This is a genomic window from Ruegeria sp. CL6, assembly GCF_056536465.1.
Genome location: NZ_JBQFPR010000008.1, coordinates 112,814 through 130,289 on the forward strand (window position 1 = coordinate 112,814; position 17,476 = coordinate 130,289).

Sequence of the window (17,476 nt, forward strand, 5' to 3'; positions counted from 1 at the left end):
GGCTCGGGTGTGAGCCGCCGGATCTTTGGGTCAGATATCGAATTTGACGCCCTGCGCCAGCGGTAATTCAGCCGAGTAATTCACTGTATTGGTCTGACGCCGCATATAGGCTTTCCACGCGTCCGATCCGCTTTCGCGTCCACCGCCGGTTTCTTTTTCGCCACCAAACGCGCCACCGATTTCGGCCCCTGACGGCCCGATATTGACGTTGGCGATACCGCAATCCGATCCGGCTGCGGTCAGAAATTGCTCGGCCTCGCGCATGTTCAGGGTGAACACACAGGAGGACAGACCCTGCGGCACGTCGTTCTGAATCTCAATGGCATCGTCGAAATCGTCGTAGCCCATCACGTAGAGGATCGGCGCAAAGGTCTCGGTCTTTACCGTGGCCGTCTGGCCGGGCATATCGACAATGGCGGGCTGCATATAGACGCCATCCGGCACGCCCTCGGTCACGCGCTGGCCACCGAACACGGTGCCGCCCTCGGCTTTGGCTGCGTCCAGCGCGGCGGTCATGGCCGCGCCCGAGGCTTCATCCACCAGCGGACCGATCAGCGTGCCCTCGGTCAGCGGGTTGCCGATGGGCAGACCTGCATAGGCTTTTTTCAGGCGGGCCACCAGTTCCTCGCGGATCGAGTTATGCACGATCAGACGGCGCAGCGTGGTACAACGTTGACCGGCTGTGCCCACGGCCGAGAACACGATCGCCCGCACCGCCATTTCCAAATCGGCCGAGGGTCCAACGATCATCGCGTTGTTGCCGCCCAGCTCCAGAATGCACTTGCCGAACCGCTGCGCCACAACCGGGGCCACAGCGCGCCCCATGCGGGTGGAGCCGGTGGCGGAAATCACCGGCACATCCTCACTGGCCACCAGCGCCTCACCCAATGCGGCACCGCCGATCAGGGTTTGCAGCAGGTGATCGGGCGCATCGCCAAACCGCGCCAGCGCGCGTTCAAATATCTTCTGACAGGCCATCGCGGTCAGGGGTGTCTTCTCGGACGGCTTCCAGATCACCGTATCGCCGCAGACAAGCGCAATCGCCGCGTTCCACGACCAGACCGCCACCGGGAAGTTAAAGGCAGAGATCACGCCGACCGGACCCGCCGGATGCCACGTCTCCATCATTCGGTGGCCGGGGCGTTCGGAGGCGATGGTCAGACCATACAACTGCCGCGACAGGCCCACGGCAAAATCGCAGATGTCGATCATCTCTTGCACTTCGCCCAGACCTTCGGAGGTGATCTTGCCGGCCTCCCAACTGACCAGCGCACCCAGATCGTCCTTGGCAGCGCGCAGTTCTTCACCCAGCAGGCGGATCAGCTCACCCCGGCGTGGGGCCGGGATAGTGCGCCATGCTTTAAAGGCGGTTTTGGCGTTGGCAAAGACCGCGTCCATGTCGCCAGCTTGGGTTTCATGCACCTCGGCCAGCAGGCTGCCGTCGATGGGGGAATGCACTGGCAACGTGCCGCCGGTCAGGTCAGCCGCCGTCAGGTCCAGATTGGCGAGGGTGGTTTGCGCAGTCATAACGATGTCTTTCATATCTCAGGCCGCCTTGTTCTGTTGGGTTGCATCGCCAGCGCGGTAAAGCTGGCCAAATTCGGTGTTCAGGAAATCGGACAGGGTCACCTGTTCCTGCCGGACAAAGCCCTTGGCAGGCAGCGCACCTGTGCGCATCAGATCGACGACGCCCAGAACGCCTGCGGCGGTGGTGACCTGAATGGCGCTCCAGACCTGCCCGTTGATCTCACGCGCAAAGCTCTTGTTGATCAGGGATTTCTCGCGCAAGCTCCCGTCGATCATGCCTTTGGCCGTGCAATAGACCAACACCACATCCTGATCAGTGCGCGGCAGGGCGGTCTCAAAGATGTCCTTCAGCAGATCACGGCGACGTTCCAGCCCCAGATCCTTGAGCAGCAGCTTCAGGATATCGCAATGGCCGGGATAGCGGATCGAGCGGTACGACACCGCCCGCGCCTTGCCGTCCAGCGTTTCAGGCAGCGTGCCCAAGCCGCCGGATGTGTTGAAACACTCATACTCGACCCCGTCATGACCCAGCAGTTCGTAATCTTCCAGCGGCGCGGTCTTGACCCGTTCGCCATTCACGATGGCATCGCACGGGTTGCAGTATTCGTTGATCAACCCGTCAGTGGACCATGTCAGATTGTATTTCAGCGCATTGGTCGGATAGAGCGGCAGAGCGCCGACCCGCATATGCAAACTGTCCAGCTCATCGAACTCCGACGCCAGCGCAGCCCCGGCGATACCGACAAAACCGGGGGCCAGTCCACATTGCGGCATGAAGGCTGTTGCGCTGTCCTTGGCCAATTCGCGCACGGCGTTGGTGGCCGCGACATCCTCGGTCAAGTCAAAGTAATGCGCGCCCGCAGACTTGGCTGCCTTCGCTATTTGCGGGGTCAAAAAGAACGGAGCGGCCGAGATGACGGCGTCGAAACCCGTCAGCGCCATAGCCAGTTGTGCCGCGTCGCTGACGTCGATCTGCCGGGTCGCTATACCTTGCCGGTTCAGCACCGACAGCGCTGACAGATCACGATCCGCAACCGTGACCGAGTAATTGGACGAAGACTTCAGCAGGGTCGCGATCATCTGACCGATCTTGCCTGCTCCGATGACACAGATATTCCAGCTCAAAACGCGCCTCCTCTTTCGTTTTTTTGAAAGTATGACGGGCGGCTTGTTCGATCCGCAGGGGCAATCTTGACGAAAAGACAAAAACTTCCGACGTTTTGGCGGGCATACCGACACAATGACAAGTTCGTAAATCTGTCCAGCCTAGCCGACTGGATCACGCAGCTTCACCCGAGGCCGTTCGGCACAGCAAAGACGCGCAGACATATCAACAATATCAGTGATTTTTACCCGTGAATAGGGTAGGGTTCGCTCTATTGGGCCGAAACCTTCGCGCTAATTCCTTGCAAAACCTCGGCCCGGCCAGCGCTGGGATCCGAATGGGCCGGTCTTGTTTGCGACAGACCGAAGGATGCCCGTCGCCAGCAAAGACCCGGTGTTGGTTTTGATGCGTTTCAAGACGAGTTCAGGGGGGAAAAGCGTGCCAAAAGATCCAATTGATAACTCAAAGACGTTCAATCCAACGGATGATGACTGGAAGCTCATCTACGCTGTGCTGTCCTCGGATGACACGTCTGCGATAAATTCGCACTTTGAATTCATCGAAGTTTCGCAGGACACGGTACTGCCCCCGCAAGGTATGTATGTCGTGCTGTCCGGCATCGTTCAGTTGCAGCAGGACGGGTCCGTTCTGGCCACCGCCGATACCGGCGACTATTTCTACGAAGAACACCTTGAGATTTTCGACATTCCCGTCAGCCTCGAGGCCGTGGCAACGCCCGGCACCAGGCTGGCCTACCTGTCCAGCAACCTGTGGTTTGAAATCCCGGTCAAAATCCGCGAAGCCTGTTATGCAACTCTGTTCGGCGATCTGGTCAGCGTGCATTTGCAGAATTTCCAGCAACCGATCAACTGTTGCAGCGTCACGGCGGCCGCGCTCAGCATGTCGGCCTTGGGCTTCAGTTGTGAGGTCAACGACATCTTCCGCGAGTGTGCCCTGCCCACATCTTTCGTGGTGAATGACGGGATTTCCTTGGGCGAGCTTTATGACGTCGCCTGCACGTTCATCCACTCGCAAGGCCTGCGCAAGAAGATACAGGTGCAGGCCTATTTCATGGATGAGGCCACGACCTCGGCCCGGTTGCTGCTTGAGGCGATTGACGAATCCAACCGGGTGGGCGGCGACAACGACATTCTGGTGGCGAATTTTCAGGTCGGCGTGGCGCATGGCAAACTGAACATGCCCGGCGGTCACTTTGCCATCATCGCCAAATGCAACCCCAGCACCGGTTTGGTGCACATGATGGATGTCCACCCCGAGAAATACGGCAAGCTGTGGGTCACGACGATTGACCGGCTTTGGGCGGGGATGTCGGACCGTGACGGAACCTCGATGCGGTCGCGGGGGATTTTGCGGTTCTCGGCATTGGAGGCGGTGAAGACCACGCTGCAAACGCTGCAACAGGATTGCAATTACGTGGACAGCACCGAATATCTGGCGAAAGACCCCAAGAAACGCCGCAACCTGTTCCGGCGGGCCAGCCCGAACATGAACTCGATGGGGGTTCTGGCCGAAAGCCTGAACATTCTGGGCGACCAGCAGGTCGACGAAGACAAGCTGCTGATTGCAACACAGGCCAATCTGACAGACGCGCTCAGCCGAGTGTCCACGGCCAAGGAAATGCACGCGCTGGCGCAACGCTATCTCAGCCAGACGCCTCACGTGCATTTAGGCAGCACCTTCCGTAGCTATGCGGAACGACCGAGCAAGGACGCCAAAACGCCCGAGGACTGGTTCCGGGATCAACTGCACAGCCTGAACGAGCACGACGATCGCCATCTGATGATCAATATCGATTTCAACCGTGTGCTGGGGTTCGAGGTCATCCGCCCCCCCGCGAATGTCTATCGCGAGACGGCCCTGCTGGAGGAGTTCTGGTGCCTCTGCATCGCCTATGACGAAAAGACCGATCTGGTAACGGTCGTGGACATGAGCCCTGCAACCTCGCAAGTCTGGCAGGCTCCGCGCGGGCATATTTTCCGTGGGCTGCGGGACCTCGGGAACCCGGCAATGCTGGTGATCGAGGAACATGAACCGCCCGAAGATCCCACGGATGTCGAACGCATCGTCAACACCCATCCGATTGTGTTGTTCTATGCGGACGAAGACCCGTGGTCCTATATGCTGCGCAGTATGCTGGCCAATATCGGTATCACCAGCGCCCGGCTGATCGACGTCGAAGGTCACGGGGCCAACGTGATGAAGATGCGGCGGCAGTTGACGATAATGACCGGGAAGGAAAACCCACCCTACCTGTTCTTCAAGGGCGAATGTCTGGGTCGCAGAAAAGACATTGTCGATGTGGTGCTGGATGGCAGCTTTCAGAAAAGCGTCAAGGAAGCTGGGCTACCGGTATTGCTGCGCCATGAATCGCCCAGTCTGGACAAGAACATCTTTGGTTACCCCAAGGGCGGGTTGACCGATGCGCCCAGCGAAAAGCGCAACGTACTGCTGTGTGCCTGCGGGTCATCGGCGGCGGACAAGGTTCCCGATCTGGTCAAGCGGATCAAGGATGCGGGGCATAACGTCAAGCTGATCCCCTCGGTCTCGGCCGAGAAGTTTTTCCGCGATATCGAGGTCGAAGAAGAAACCGGCAATATCAGGAAAACCAAGCCAAAGACGATCGAGGATTATATCTCGCATCACGACTATTACCGCGACGATGACGAGTGGAATTTCCGCTATACCGAGTTCGGCATGCCCCTGCGCGCCTCGCATCTGGCGCTGTGCGATTGGGCCGACTGCGTGATCGTGGCGCCGGTGACCTGCAACACGATGGGCAAGATCGCCAACGGGATTGCCGATAACCTGCTGACCTCGGTCTTTGTGGCATGGCAATACCGGAACAAACCGGTGATCCTCTGCCCCGCCTGCAACACAAACATGTGGAACAACATCACCACCCAGAACAACGTCGAAAAGCTACGTGATCTGGGGGTCGATATCGTGGGGCCACGAAAGGGCCGTTTGTCCAACGGCATGATGGGGATCGGCATGATGGCCACTCCGGACCAGATCATGGAGGTTCTGGACGAGGCGTTCGAGGAACTGGCGGATCAGGAACACAACATCTGCAAATGGGCGCAAGAGGCCGCAGCCTCGGACGAGTTCGCGCAGTGGACCCGTGTTTTCGACGCAATCGACAAGGGCATGGCCGGGATCGACATCGTGGATGACAGCAACGGCGATACGCTGCTGCACTATGCGGCGGGGGGCGAAGGCGAGCTGCACGAAAACGGGCAGGACCTTGGCAAGCCCGATCTTGAGGCCGCGCAGGAGTTGATAGATCGCGGCATCGACGTCAACGCCACCAACGACCACGGGTTTACCAGCCTGCATGTGGCGGTGATGAACAACTCGGCCAAAATGGTCGAAGTGCTGCTGGGCGCGCCGGGTATCGACGCCAGCAACTGCATCAACTTCCTGCGGGACCCGAAAAACGCCAAGGACGTGAAACAGGTCAAACCCAAGATACGGGCCATGCTGGACGACTGGGCCAACGCCCACACCGTCATCGCGCCTGAGGAAGACCACGACAATGATCTGATCGACGACCGCGAACGGACCTATCTGTATTTCACTTACGGGTCGCTCAAGAAAGGGTTCCCCAACCACGATGCCCACGCCGAGGTGCTGGACGATTTCGTGGGAGAGGCCGTGACCCGGCAACGTATGCCCCTGATCGTCCCGCACGAGCCGCATTGCGACAATCCCAACTGCGGTTACCTGCACCGGATGGCCACGCTGGTCGATCAGAAAGGGCGCGGCGAACCGATCCGGGGTGAGGTCTATCGCGTCTCATCCTCGGGGCTGAAAGAGTTGGACAAGCTCGAAGGCTATCACGGCCCCGGCTCGCCCGAGAATGTCTATGTCCGCAAGCGGATCAACGTGCTGATGGACGGGGTCAAGAAGCCCGCCTATGTCTACGTCATTGCACATCCGACCAAGTATCTGGACCAATGGGCCGACGGCACGTCGGGCATCGTGGCGGAATACACGCTGGACATGGCCACGGGCACGCCGAAACCGGGGTTTCATCCAACGCCCTAGTTGAGCATCTCGATCACGACTGCATCCTCGGGGTCAGCCTTGAGGCTGAGGTTGTAGGCCGTGATCGCCACCGTGCACAGCAATACAAAGGGCCAGAACGCGGCCTTTGGGATCAGGTTGTCCCGGTAGTGAATGAACCGCAGGGACGGCACGGCCTCGGACGCGAACAGGTAGGTGTTCACTGACACGGCCAGCAGCAGGAAATACATCAAGAAAAAGAACGACTCCATGTAGATCACCGGCGATCCGGCAAAGCCTTCGCGCAGTTGCACATGCGCCAGCAGGATCACGAAGAACAGAACCGAGCAGGTGCCGATCACGCTGGAGGTGCTGAAATCATGCCGCTCGATCAACTCGGGTCGGCGCGTCACGGTCATGACCGCCCCGAACAGCAGCATGGTAACGACGATCAGGGGGATCATGTGAACGACGAAAGCGTTGCCGAAGTTGCGCTTGATGACAAAGTTATAATGCAGCTCGGGCAGGTTGGTCTGGAATTCGGTATCGCTGATGCCCAGCGTGGTGCCCAGATCGGACAGGCGATAGTCGAAATAGGTATTCTCGCGTTCCCACGTGCCCAAGACGATGCGGTTGTCGATCCCGAATATGTCGTCGGGGCCGGTGGCCGGATATGCCGCGAAATCGGGGATCAGTGCCACGGAGGTGTCGAAACTGGCAGGCCAGAACCGGACCCACACGGTTTTATGGTCGAAGGGATAACTGGTGTAGTCGAAATTCTGCCGTAGGGTTTGTTCAAAATACCAACCGATCAGTTCTTCGCCGTCCTGATCCATGCGATAGGCTTCTTCGATCATCCCGCTGGCGGCGTCCGAGGCATCGGGCAGCACGAACCCAACCGCGTCGCCTGTCGGTTTGATCGCGTCATGCACGCCGTCTTGGTAGTGCTGCCAGACATATCCGGTGACATGGACATCGCTGGCATCGGTGAACACAAAGGACTTAATGAATATACCGGTCCTGACCTGATACTCCGGCACATTTTCCAAGTCTTGCAGGTAGTCGTCGACCGATGCCTGATCAGGCAGTTGCGTCGGGTCGCCCTCGAAATGGTTCAGCGCTACCAACAGCCTGAACAACAGCACAAGCAGTCCAAGCGTCAGGGCACCGGAGATAAACCAAACCTTCTTTTCGATGCTCATTCAGCCCCTCTCAAACATGGTCCAGTCGTCCGACCAGGGACTGTGTGATGCCCATTTCAGAGAAACCGGCGCCCAGCGCCTCGAACTCTTCATGTGCGCTTAGCGGGATGCCCCAGCCACCGCATGCGGCCAGAACCTTGGTGTGCTGGATCGACAGGTTGACCATCGGCAAAGGCTCATCGGCGGTGAACCGGGCTAGGGCGTCGGCATACTCGGTGGCTCTGTCCCATTCCTGCCGCGCCAGCATGACGGCGCTTGCGTCGGGATAGAAATGCAAATGGCTGTGCCCAACGCAGCCCTCGGCAATAATCTGTGCGCCCAGTTTCAGGTGTTGATCCTGTTTGTCAGGGTCTGTTTCAGCCAAGGCCAGTGCCGACAGCGCCTTTGGCCCCACGAAGTTGCGCCCATGTTCCAGCGCAATATCCACGGCCCGTTGACCGGTTTCGCGCGCCTGATCCATTTGCCCGGCATAGACCTGTGTCCGCGCCAGATGCTCCAGCGCCTGCGCCTCCAGCCGCTTGGCCCCCACACGGGCGGCGATTTCGGCCGAGACGGTAAACGACTCCAGCGCACCGTCCAGTTCACCCAAAAAGGTCTGTGCCACGCCAAGACATGTTTGGGCCACACATTCCGGCACGAAGGCAAAGTACTTCTGCGATATGTCTATGGCCTCCTGCGCATCCACCTTGCCTTGCGCCACGTCGCCGGAATAGCTGCGCGCAACGCTGAGATTGTGCAGGTTGGCCGCCATGTCCCGCACCAACCCTTCTTCGCGCGCACGTTCCACGGCCTGCGTGTAAAACCCGGTCGCCGACTGCATGGTTGCATTCATGAAATTGGCATCGCCAAACCCGCTAAGCGCGCCAACCTCCAGCCGCGCTGATTGCAGTTTACGAGCCAGATTCAGAGCTTTTTCATTGCTGGCCATTGCCTTTTCAACTTGACCCAGCGGGAAATAGATATTGCCGCGCACATAGTTGATCTGCGCGATGTCCCGTTCCGATCCACAGCGTTCAGCAGCGGCCTCGGCGATTTCGAGACTATCCAAGGCCTCTTGGTACAGACTCGCCTGCCGGTCAGTTTGCGCCAATCCGATATAGGCGCGGCATGTCTGTTCATCGGTCTCGGCAAGGTTGGCCGCCTCTTTGAACTCTCGCAGCGCGTCTTCTGAATATCCCTGCAGCCGGTGCGTTTCCCCCCGCGCGCACAACAGATCGAACCGAACACCAGCCGGGGCCGGTAGGTCCAGGGCGCGCTCGATCAGGGGGCTGGCCTCATCATATTGAAAGCCCTGGATCAGGTTTTCGGCGGCCTCAAGATAGGCTTGTGCTGCGTTGCTTGCGCCTGCACGATCCAGATGCTGGGCGCGCAGGGTCGCATCCCGGTCTTCAAACCACTTGGCAGCCTCGCGGTGCAGCCGCGCGCGTTCGGACTTTACCAGCGTGGCGTAAGACCCATCCCGGATCAGGGCATGCGCAAACATCAGGTCTGCCCCGGCTTCGCGGATCAAGGCCGACCGGATCAGGGTCGAGGTATCCAGATGCCCTTTACCCAGAATGAAGTTCAGAACCTCGGGCCAGAAGCGTTGCCCCAGAACCGAGGCCGCCTGAATCGCGGATCGGCTGGGCGGGTCCAGCGCATCCAGCCGCGATTGAACGATGCCTTGGATACTGCCGGGAACCGAGTCACGCTTGAGCACGTCGATATTGCGCAACAACTGCTCCAGAAACAGTGGGTTGCCACCTGCCCGGCGCACGCAGGCGTCCAGAAGTTCGGGGTCGATGCCGGTGAATTCCTCGACCAGTTGGCGGGCCTGATCATCCCCCATCGGTGCCAGTTCCAGCTTGGACACCAGCGCGCCTTCGGTGCCAAGCTGCCAATCGCGATCAATCGGGTCGCCTTCGACTCGGCTGGTCATCAGCAACACGCAAGGCAGATCGCGCGTTGCGGCCGCGATATGGGCGCAGGCCGTCAGGATGTCGGGCGTCGCCCAGTGAATATCCTCAATCTGGATCAACAGCGGGCTGTCTTGACTACAGGCGGCAATCAATTCGTCAATCACCTGACGCCGCCCACGCAGGCGCGTGGCGTTGTCCATGACCGCATAAACTTCGGCCAGTCCGGGATCCTGCTCCAGCTCCAACAGCGCGTTTAGATGCGTGGCATTGGATGGTGACACCCAGCCCTTGCCGATTGCGCTTTTGGCCACTTCTGCGCAGGTCTCGGCGTTGTCGGTTGCCTCAAGCCCCAACATGCTGCGGGCCACGGATTGAATGGCTGAATGCCCCTCGCGCGCGCCGAAATCCATGACGACACCGGTATGCACGGCGTAAGACAAGCTGTCGGCAAGCTCGGCAACCTGTTCGGACAGATGCGTTTTGCCGATACCCGGTTCACCCAGAACGATATGGACCTCGCCCTTGCCGTGCCGCTGGCACCGGTCAAACGTGGCCGAGAACAAAGACATCTCGCGCTCGCGGCCCACAAACCGATGACGGCGCGAGCGGATGTTCCGCGCCAACCGGTCCAACCGCCAGAGCTCGATAGGCTCGTTCAGTCCCTTGATGGCCTTGGCGCCCATGGACTCGCCCACGAAAAGCGGACCCAACGCGCGCTGAATGTCGTGTGACACAAGCGTTTCACCCGGCGCAGCCATATCCGTCACCCGCGAGGCAAGGTTCACCCCATCGCCGGTTACGGTGTATTCGGTATGGGCCTCGCTGCCGGTTGTGCTGGCGATGACCTGCCCCGACGCGATCCCGATGTGGCAGGACAGGGGCCGGGTCAGTGTGGGCAGAACCGCATGAATCTCTAGCGCCGCCCGCGCCGCGCGTTCGGTATCGTTGGTGTGCGAGATCGGCGCACCGAACACGGCCATCACCGCGTCGCCAATATGCTTGTCGATCCGGCCGCCGTATTTCTCGACGACGTGATCCACCTTGTGAAAGAACTCGTTCAGCAGCGCGTGCATGTCCTCGGCATCCAACTCGCTGGACAGCCGCGTAAACCCGGTCAGGTCCGCAAACATGACCGTGACTTGTCGCTTGGCAGGCTCAAGCGGGGTTTGCGGTTCATAGGGCTGAACAAGATCGACCCGCTCAAGTTCGGAAATCGCGCGCAAAAGACGCCGGCGGTCACCGACGGCGGTCACTCCGATTTCGATCAGGTCTTCGCCCGTCAGATCGGGCAAAATCGCGAAATCAATTTTGTTATCCAAAAAGGCTTGCGCATAGTCAGACAAACCAAGTGCGCTTAGCCAGTCCCTAAGGTCCTGAGACATATCACCCCTCTGAAGCCCCCAACTTCAGACACAGGCGTAGCACAGCAGACCCGTCCGAGTCTGCAATCGTTAACGAATTTAATTTTCGGCGCTGCCCAAGGCCCGTAAACCGGGCGTTGGGGTCAGGTCTCTGCTTCCAGCCCCTCGGTCGACAGATCGTCGAGTTTAGGCATCAGGCGCAGCAACTCGCCTGCGTATTCGGTTTGCGGATTGGCAAACAGATCGTTGGTCTCTTGTAGTTCGACCACCTTGCCCTGTTTCATCACCGCCACCCGGTCACACATCTGGCGCACCACCGGAAGGTCATGGCTGATGAACAGCAGGGTCAGACCCAGATGTTCCTGCAAATCCTTCAGGATGTTCAGGATTTGAGCCTGAATCGACACGTCCAGCGCACTGGTGGGTTCATCGCAGATCAGGAACCGCGGTTGCGTGGCCAAAGCCCGTGCAATCGAAATCCGTTGGCGCTGACCGCCCGAGAACTCATGCGGGTATTTCGTGCCCGCTTCATGACCCAGACCCACCTGATCCAACAACTCATCCACGCGGCGCTTGATGTCGGACCCCTCCATCAGCTTGTGATGTCGGATCGGTTCGGCCACGATCTCATCCACGCGCATCCGAGGGTTCAGCGAGGAATACGGATCCTGAAAGATCATCTGGATGTTTTTGCGATAGGCATCCAGCGCGGCCTTGTTGGTCAGGTCGCTGACCACCTGCCCCTGAAACGTGATCGACCCGCCATCGACCGGATACAACCCCGCAATCATCCGCGCGACGGTGGACTTGCCCGAGCCGGACTCGCCCACAACGCCGAACACTTCACCGGCGCGAATGTCAAAGCTGACATCGTCCACGGCGGTGAAATAGGTGCGATCCCACGGAAGCAGCCCGCGCTTTTGCAGGAACTTCTTGGTCAGGTTGCGAATTTCAAAGACCGGTTTGCTGGTGTCATTGTCCACCTTGGGCCAGTGACGGGCCATATCCTCGATCGCAAAGCGGGTCTCGCGCCCGCCATAGCTGATCTGCGGAAAGCGGTGCAGCTTCAGCGTCGGACGCGGCACGGCGGCGATCAGCGACTTGGTGTATTCGTGGCTGGGCTGGCCCATGACCTGCGCGGTCGGGCCGCTTTCGACCACTTTACCCGCATACATCACCGTCACCTTGTCGGTGGTGTCGGCAATCACGCCCATGTCGTGGGTGATCAGGATGACGCCCACTTGCCGTTCGGTCGCCAGTTCCTTGATTAGGTCCAAAATCTGCGCCTGAACGGACACATCCAGCGCTGTGGTCGGCTCATCCGCGATGATCACGTCGGGTTCCGTGCACAGCGCCAGCGCGATCACCACCCGCTGCCGCATCCCGCCCGAGAACTGGTGCGGATACTGATCCAGCCGCGTGTCAGGATCAGGAATGCCCACCCGGTCGATCAGGTCACGGGCGCGTTTGTTCGCCTCGGCGTCCGAACCACCCAGATGGGCCTGAATCGTCTCGACCAGTTGCTCACGCACGGTAAACAGAGGGTTCAGCGAGGTCAGCGGGTCCTGAAAGATCATCGAGATCTTCTTGCCGCGCAGCCCACGCATCGCCTCGGCGTCCAGGCCGCTGATCTGGTCTCCGCTCAGCTTGATCGTACCGCTTGCGATGCGACCGGGGCGGTCCAGCAGCCCCATGATGGCAGCGCCGATGGTGGATTTACCGGCACCGGATTCGCCCACCAGCCCGTGGATTTCACCCGGTTCCACCGACAGATCCACATGATCCACAGCGGTGAACAGTTTACGGCGGGTCGGGAATTCGACCGTTAGGTCATTGATCGTCAGAAGGCTCATGAAATCACCGCAGCTTGGGGTTCAACGCGTCGCGCAGCCAGTCGCCCAGCAGGTTTACGGACAAGGCCAGCGCCAGAAGGGTGCAGGCCGGGAAGAACAGAATCCACCACTCACCCGAGAACAGGAAGCCCTGCCCGATGCGGATCAGTGTCCCCAGCGAGGGCTGGGTCGGAGGCGCGCCGACACCGAGGAAGCTCAGCGTAGCCTCGGCAATGATCGCCAGCGCCAATGAGATCGTGGCAATCACCAGAACAGGGCTGAGAACGTTGGGCAGGATATGGCGGAACATGATCGGGACAGACCCGCGCCCGATCAGGCGCGCGGCCTGAACGTATTCCTTGTTTTTCTCAACCAGAGCCGCGCCGCGTACCACGCGCGCGAATTGCACCCAGTCGGAAAGCGCAATCGCGATAATCAGAACATAGATCGCCATCTCGTCGCGATATTCCGGCGGGGTGACGCCCTTGGCGATACCAAAGATCAGCATGGCGACCAGAATAGCCGGGAAGGTAAGCTGCACATCGGCAATCCGCATGATCAGCGTCTCGATCCAGCCACCGAAATAGGCCGCGACCAGCCCCAGCACGACACCAATGATCATTGCCAACAGCACCGCAGCCGCGCCAACGAACAGGGAAATCCGCATCCCGTACAGGATGGTCGAGAAGACGTCGCGCCCCTGATCATCCGTTCCCAACAGGAATGTCTCTTGCGTGAACGCGTTGGGCGTGCCGGGCGGCGTAAACCCGTTCATAAGGTTCAGCGAGGCCGGGTCGAACGGGTTATAGGGCGCAATCAGCGGTGCAAAGACCGCAGCCAGCACCAGAACAATCACAACCAGAGTCGCGATGATCGCCACGGGAGAATGCCGGAAGGACCACGCGAAATCACTGTCCCAGAACTTGGCAAACCGCGATTTTTCAGAGGCTTTGGGGGTATCGAGAGTATCGGTCATGTGGCCCTCGCGTCGACACGCAGGCGCGGGTCAATGGCATAGTAAAGAAGATCGACAATCAGGTTGATCGTCACGAACATGACCGAGATCAGCATCAGATAAGCGGCCATGACGGGAATATCGACGAACTGGATCGCGTTGATGAACAACAGACCAACGCCCGGCCACTGGAACACCGTCTCGGTGATGATGGCAAACGCGATGATCGAGCCCAGTTGCAGACCGGTGATGGTGATCACCGGCACCAGCGTGTTTTTTAGCGCGTGGCGGAAGTTGATAACCCGGTCCGACAATCCGCGCGCACGGGCAAAGCGAACGTAATCGGCACGCATCACCTCAAGCATCTCGGACCGCACCAGCCGCATGATCAGCGTCATCTGATACAGGCCCAGCGTGATCGCCGGAAGGATCAGCGCCTTGAGCCCCGAGGTCGTCAGGAACCCGGTGGACCAATTGCCAATCATAACGGTTTCGCCCCTCCCAAAGCTGGGAAGAAGGTCAAGTTCGACCGAGAAGATATAGATCAGCAATATCCCGATCAGGAAAGTTGGCAGGGACACCCCGATCAAACTGACCGTCATAATGACATTCGCGGCCACCCCTTGTCGTCGGATCGCGGTGAAGACGCCCAAGGCAATGCCCAATGTGATCGCCAGAAAGCCCGACACGAAGGCCAGTTCCAGCGTCGCGGGTGCGCGTTCTGCGATGATGGTCGAAACAGGGCGGCCCTGACGGTACGAGACACCAAAGTTCCCTTGCACAGCCCCCTTCAGAAACTTGAAGTATTGAACCGGAAACGGCTGATCCAGACCAAGCTCGGTGCGCAGGCGATCAATGTCAGCCTGCGTGCGTTCCTGTCCCAACATGTTGTCGATCGGATCGCCGACAAAACGGAACATCGAAAACGCGACCAGACCCACGACCAGCAACACGATCACGGATTGGAACATCCTTCGGACGATATATGCGAACATTCACTTTCCCCATTGATCTTTTTGTCTACGCACGCCTTGACCAGATGGTCAAGATGTCGCGGGTAACAGCGACCGTCTATCCTGCTGGGCCGTCCAGTCGACCTCTGGCCCCAGCGGGACAATACCCAGAGGATTTCTCAGCTCGGATGGTGAGAAATACCCTGCCTTATAGATGTCTGGCTTGACTGTCCGCCCGATCTCGGGTCGTGCATAGAGATCTCGCGCGTATCCCCACAGGTTTGGGTAGTCAACCAGTCACCGCAAATTGCAGCGGAATGCATAGTGATACGCCACATCAAAGCGCGCAAGCGTCGGAAACAGGCGCAGGTCGGCTTCGGTCAGAACGTCACCGCAAAGATAGCGGTTGGTTTCCAGATGCGATTCGATCTCGTCCAACATGGCAAAGACGTCCTGAAACCCGGCTTCATACGCCTCTTGCGTGCGCGCAAACCCGGCGCGATAGACGCCATTGTTCAGGCGCGGATAAATCTTTGCGTTCCAGTCGTCGATCTGGTCCAGCTTGTCCGGCGGGGCAAGGTTCGCCCCATAGCCTTCAAGCGTGCCCAGCATTCGCACCAGATCGGCGGATTCATTGGAAACAGCGCGGTTTTCGGCGCGATCCCACAGCAGGGGCACCGTAATCCGCCCGGTATAGGCGGGATCAACCTTGGCATAGACCTGATGCAGCGCGGTGACGTTGAACAGAGGGTCGGAATACTCACCCTCGGCGTCATAGACCCAACCATCGGGCGTTCGGCGCGGGCAGGCATAAGCGACCGAGATTAAATCCTCCAGACCCTTTACGGCGCGGGTCAGCAAAACCCGATGCGCCCAAGGGCAGTTCCACGCGGCATAAAGATGGAACCGACCCGTCTCAAACGGGCCGTCCGGCGGCGCGTTGCGGATGGTCGACGCCTGACGGCGGTATGCGCCGTCAAGCCTTGTATCCGGGGCGGGGTCTTCCGTGTGGTAGACCCCGTCGATCATCACACCCATGTGGTCAGTTCACCGTCACCCAGCGCAGGATAAAGAAGTTGTCCGGGCGCTGCGTCAGCTCAACATTGCTGCGCGTGCCCCAGACCAATGGCTGCACGTACATCGGAACATAGACCTGTTCGTCCTGATAGATCTGGGTAACTTCGTCCAACATGGCCTGGCGTTTGGTTTCGTCCAGCTCCGATTGAATCATCGGCAACAGCTCATCCACGCGCGCGTTCGAGTATCCACCAAAATTCCAGCTACCCAGCTTCTTTTCTTCGTTCGGCGTGGCCACGAGGAAACGAACGGGGTGCTCGGCGTCGAAGGTGCCCGGGCTCCAGCCCAGCAGGTACATGTCGTAATTGTCCTCGCGCAGTTCCGGCCAATAGTTGCGGACGGGCATGGCATCCAGTTCCGCCGTGATCCCGATCTGCGCCAACATGCTGACAATCGCCTGACAGACGGCTTCGTCATTCAGATAGCGGTCATTGGGGCATTTCAGGCCAAACGAGAAACCGTCGGCATAACCCGCATCGGCCAACAGCGCCTTTGCACCCTCGACATCAAAGGCCGGGCGATCAGCATTGGCTGCGGAATATCCGCTCATGGCCGGACTCACGAGTTGCGAGGCGGCCTCGGCATTGCCGCGCATGATCGTGGCAAGAATGGCGTCGACATTTACGGCTTGTGCAATGGCCTGACGCACACGCACGTCACGGAACGGGTTCGGGTTGCCCGCGTCATCGGTGTATTTCAATGCTTCGGCTTCGTGATCAAAGCCCAGCATGATCACGCGCGCCTCGATCCCCTGAATAACGTCGACATCGCCATTTTCCTTCAGGCGCGCAACGTCCTGAATGGGGACGGGGTTGATCATATCCACATCGCCCGACAGCAACGCCGCCACAGCGGTCGCAGGATTCTGGATCGGATTGAACTCGGCGCGGGTGATGTTGTGCTCAACCTCGCCCCACCAGTCACCATGCGGCTCTAACACGGTCTTTAACCCCGGTTCCCGCGCGGTCACCTTGAACGCGCCGGTGCCATTGGCGTTGATCGTGGCATAGTTGCCGGATTCCTTGTCGGGCACGGCCGCGTCATTCGCTTCGGTCCAGCCCTGATCCATGATCATCCAGTTGGCGATTGAGGACGGAAACAGCGGATTGGGTGCAGTGGTCATGATGTCGACGGTGTAATCGTCAACCACAATCACCTCGCTAACCGGCGCGAACCAACTGCGGGTATCGGCGGCCTCGCCCGAGGCGCGCTGATAGCTGAACAGCACATCCTGCGCATCAAAACTGCTGCCGTCATGAAAGGTCACACCCTCGCGCAGCTTGAACCGCCAGCCGTCGCCTTCTCCGATCGGCTCCCAGCTTACGGCCAACGCAGGCTCGACCGTCATGTCCTTGCCGCGCCGCACCAGCCCTTCGTAGACATTGTTGAGAAAGCCCAGAACCGGAGCCGAGTTGACGGCGTGCGGGTCCATTGTTTGCGGATCGGTGGTCGAGGCCCATTTGAACTCGGCGGCCTGAACGCTGGTCGCAGCCAGCAGAGCCAGGCCAATGGCGCTGTTTCTGAGGATCATGTGATGTCT

The 17,476-nt window shown here is 59.4% G+C and carries 10 protein-coding genes; 1 reads left to right on the forward strand and 9 read right to left on the reverse strand.

Annotation, left to right across the window (positions count from 1 at the left end; genetic code table 11):
• Positions 1-30: 30 nt before the first annotated feature.
• Positions 31-1,527 carry an L-piperidine-6-carboxylate dehydrogenase gene (amaB, locus tag ACR0LH_RS18845; RefSeq protein ID WP_480722103.1) on the reverse strand — a complete coding sequence of 499 codons (1,497 nt, stop codon included), beginning with the start codon at positions 1,525-1,527 and terminating at the stop codon, positions 31-33.
• Between the two features lie 18 nt (positions 1,528-1,545).
• Positions 1,546-2,652, reverse strand: a complete 1,107-nt coding sequence (locus tag ACR0LH_RS18850; RefSeq protein ID WP_480722056.1) for a saccharopine dehydrogenase family protein — start codon at positions 2,650-2,652, stop codon at positions 1,546-1,548.
• Between the two features lie 418 nt (positions 2,653-3,070).
• On the opposite strand from ACR0LH_RS18850, the gene ACR0LH_RS18855 reads away from it, so the two are divergent.
• Positions 3,071-6,700, forward strand: coding sequence for a flavoprotein (locus ACR0LH_RS18855; protein WP_480722058.1), 3,630 nt, complete (start codon positions 3,071-3,073; stop codon positions 6,698-6,700).
• On the opposite strand, the gene ACR0LH_RS18860 is transcribed toward ACR0LH_RS18855, so the two are convergent.
• From ACR0LH_RS18860 to ACR0LH_RS18890, 7 genes are all read right to left on the reverse strand, one after another.
• Positions 6,697-7,860, reverse strand: a complete 1,164-nt coding sequence (locus tag ACR0LH_RS18860; RefSeq protein WP_480722059.1) for a hypothetical protein — start codon at positions 7,858-7,860, stop codon at positions 6,697-6,699. The genes ACR0LH_RS18855 and ACR0LH_RS18860 overlap by 4 nt on opposite strands.
• Before the next feature lie 10 nt (positions 7,861-7,870).
• Positions 7,871-11,140: an adenylate/guanylate cyclase domain-containing protein gene (locus tag ACR0LH_RS18865; protein WP_480722060.1), complete on the reverse strand. Its 3,270-nt coding sequence runs from the start codon at positions 11,138-11,140 to the stop codon at positions 7,871-7,873.
• 122 nt (positions 11,141-11,262) lie between these two features.
• On the reverse strand, positions 11,263-12,972 hold the full coding sequence (locus tag ACR0LH_RS18870) for an ABC transporter ATP-binding protein (RefSeq protein ID WP_170567462.1): 1,710 nt from the start codon (positions 12,970-12,972) through the stop codon (positions 11,263-11,265).
• 4 nt (positions 12,973-12,976) lie between these two features.
• Positions 12,977-13,927: an ABC transporter permease gene (locus ACR0LH_RS18875; protein WP_480722062.1), complete on the reverse strand. Its 951-nt coding sequence runs from the start codon at positions 13,925-13,927 to the stop codon at positions 12,977-12,979.
• Positions 13,924-14,901 carry an ABC transporter permease gene (locus ACR0LH_RS18880; protein WP_170388651.1) on the reverse strand — a complete coding sequence of 326 codons (978 nt, stop codon included), beginning with the start codon at positions 14,899-14,901 and terminating at the stop codon, positions 13,924-13,926. The genes ACR0LH_RS18875 and ACR0LH_RS18880 overlap by 4 nt, the downstream gene beginning before the upstream one ends.
• A 255-nt stretch (positions 14,902-15,156) precedes the next feature.
• A complete protein-coding gene (locus tag ACR0LH_RS18885) occupies positions 15,157-15,897 on the reverse strand; it encodes a glutathione S-transferase C-terminal domain-containing protein (protein WP_480722063.1) in 741 nt (246 codons plus the stop codon).
• 4 nt (positions 15,898-15,901) lie between these two features.
• On the reverse strand, positions 15,902-17,467 hold the full coding sequence (locus ACR0LH_RS18890; protein WP_480722065.1) for an ABC transporter substrate-binding protein: 1,566 nt from the start codon (positions 17,465-17,467) through the stop codon (positions 15,902-15,904).
• Between the last annotated feature and the right edge of the window lie 9 nt (positions 17,468-17,476).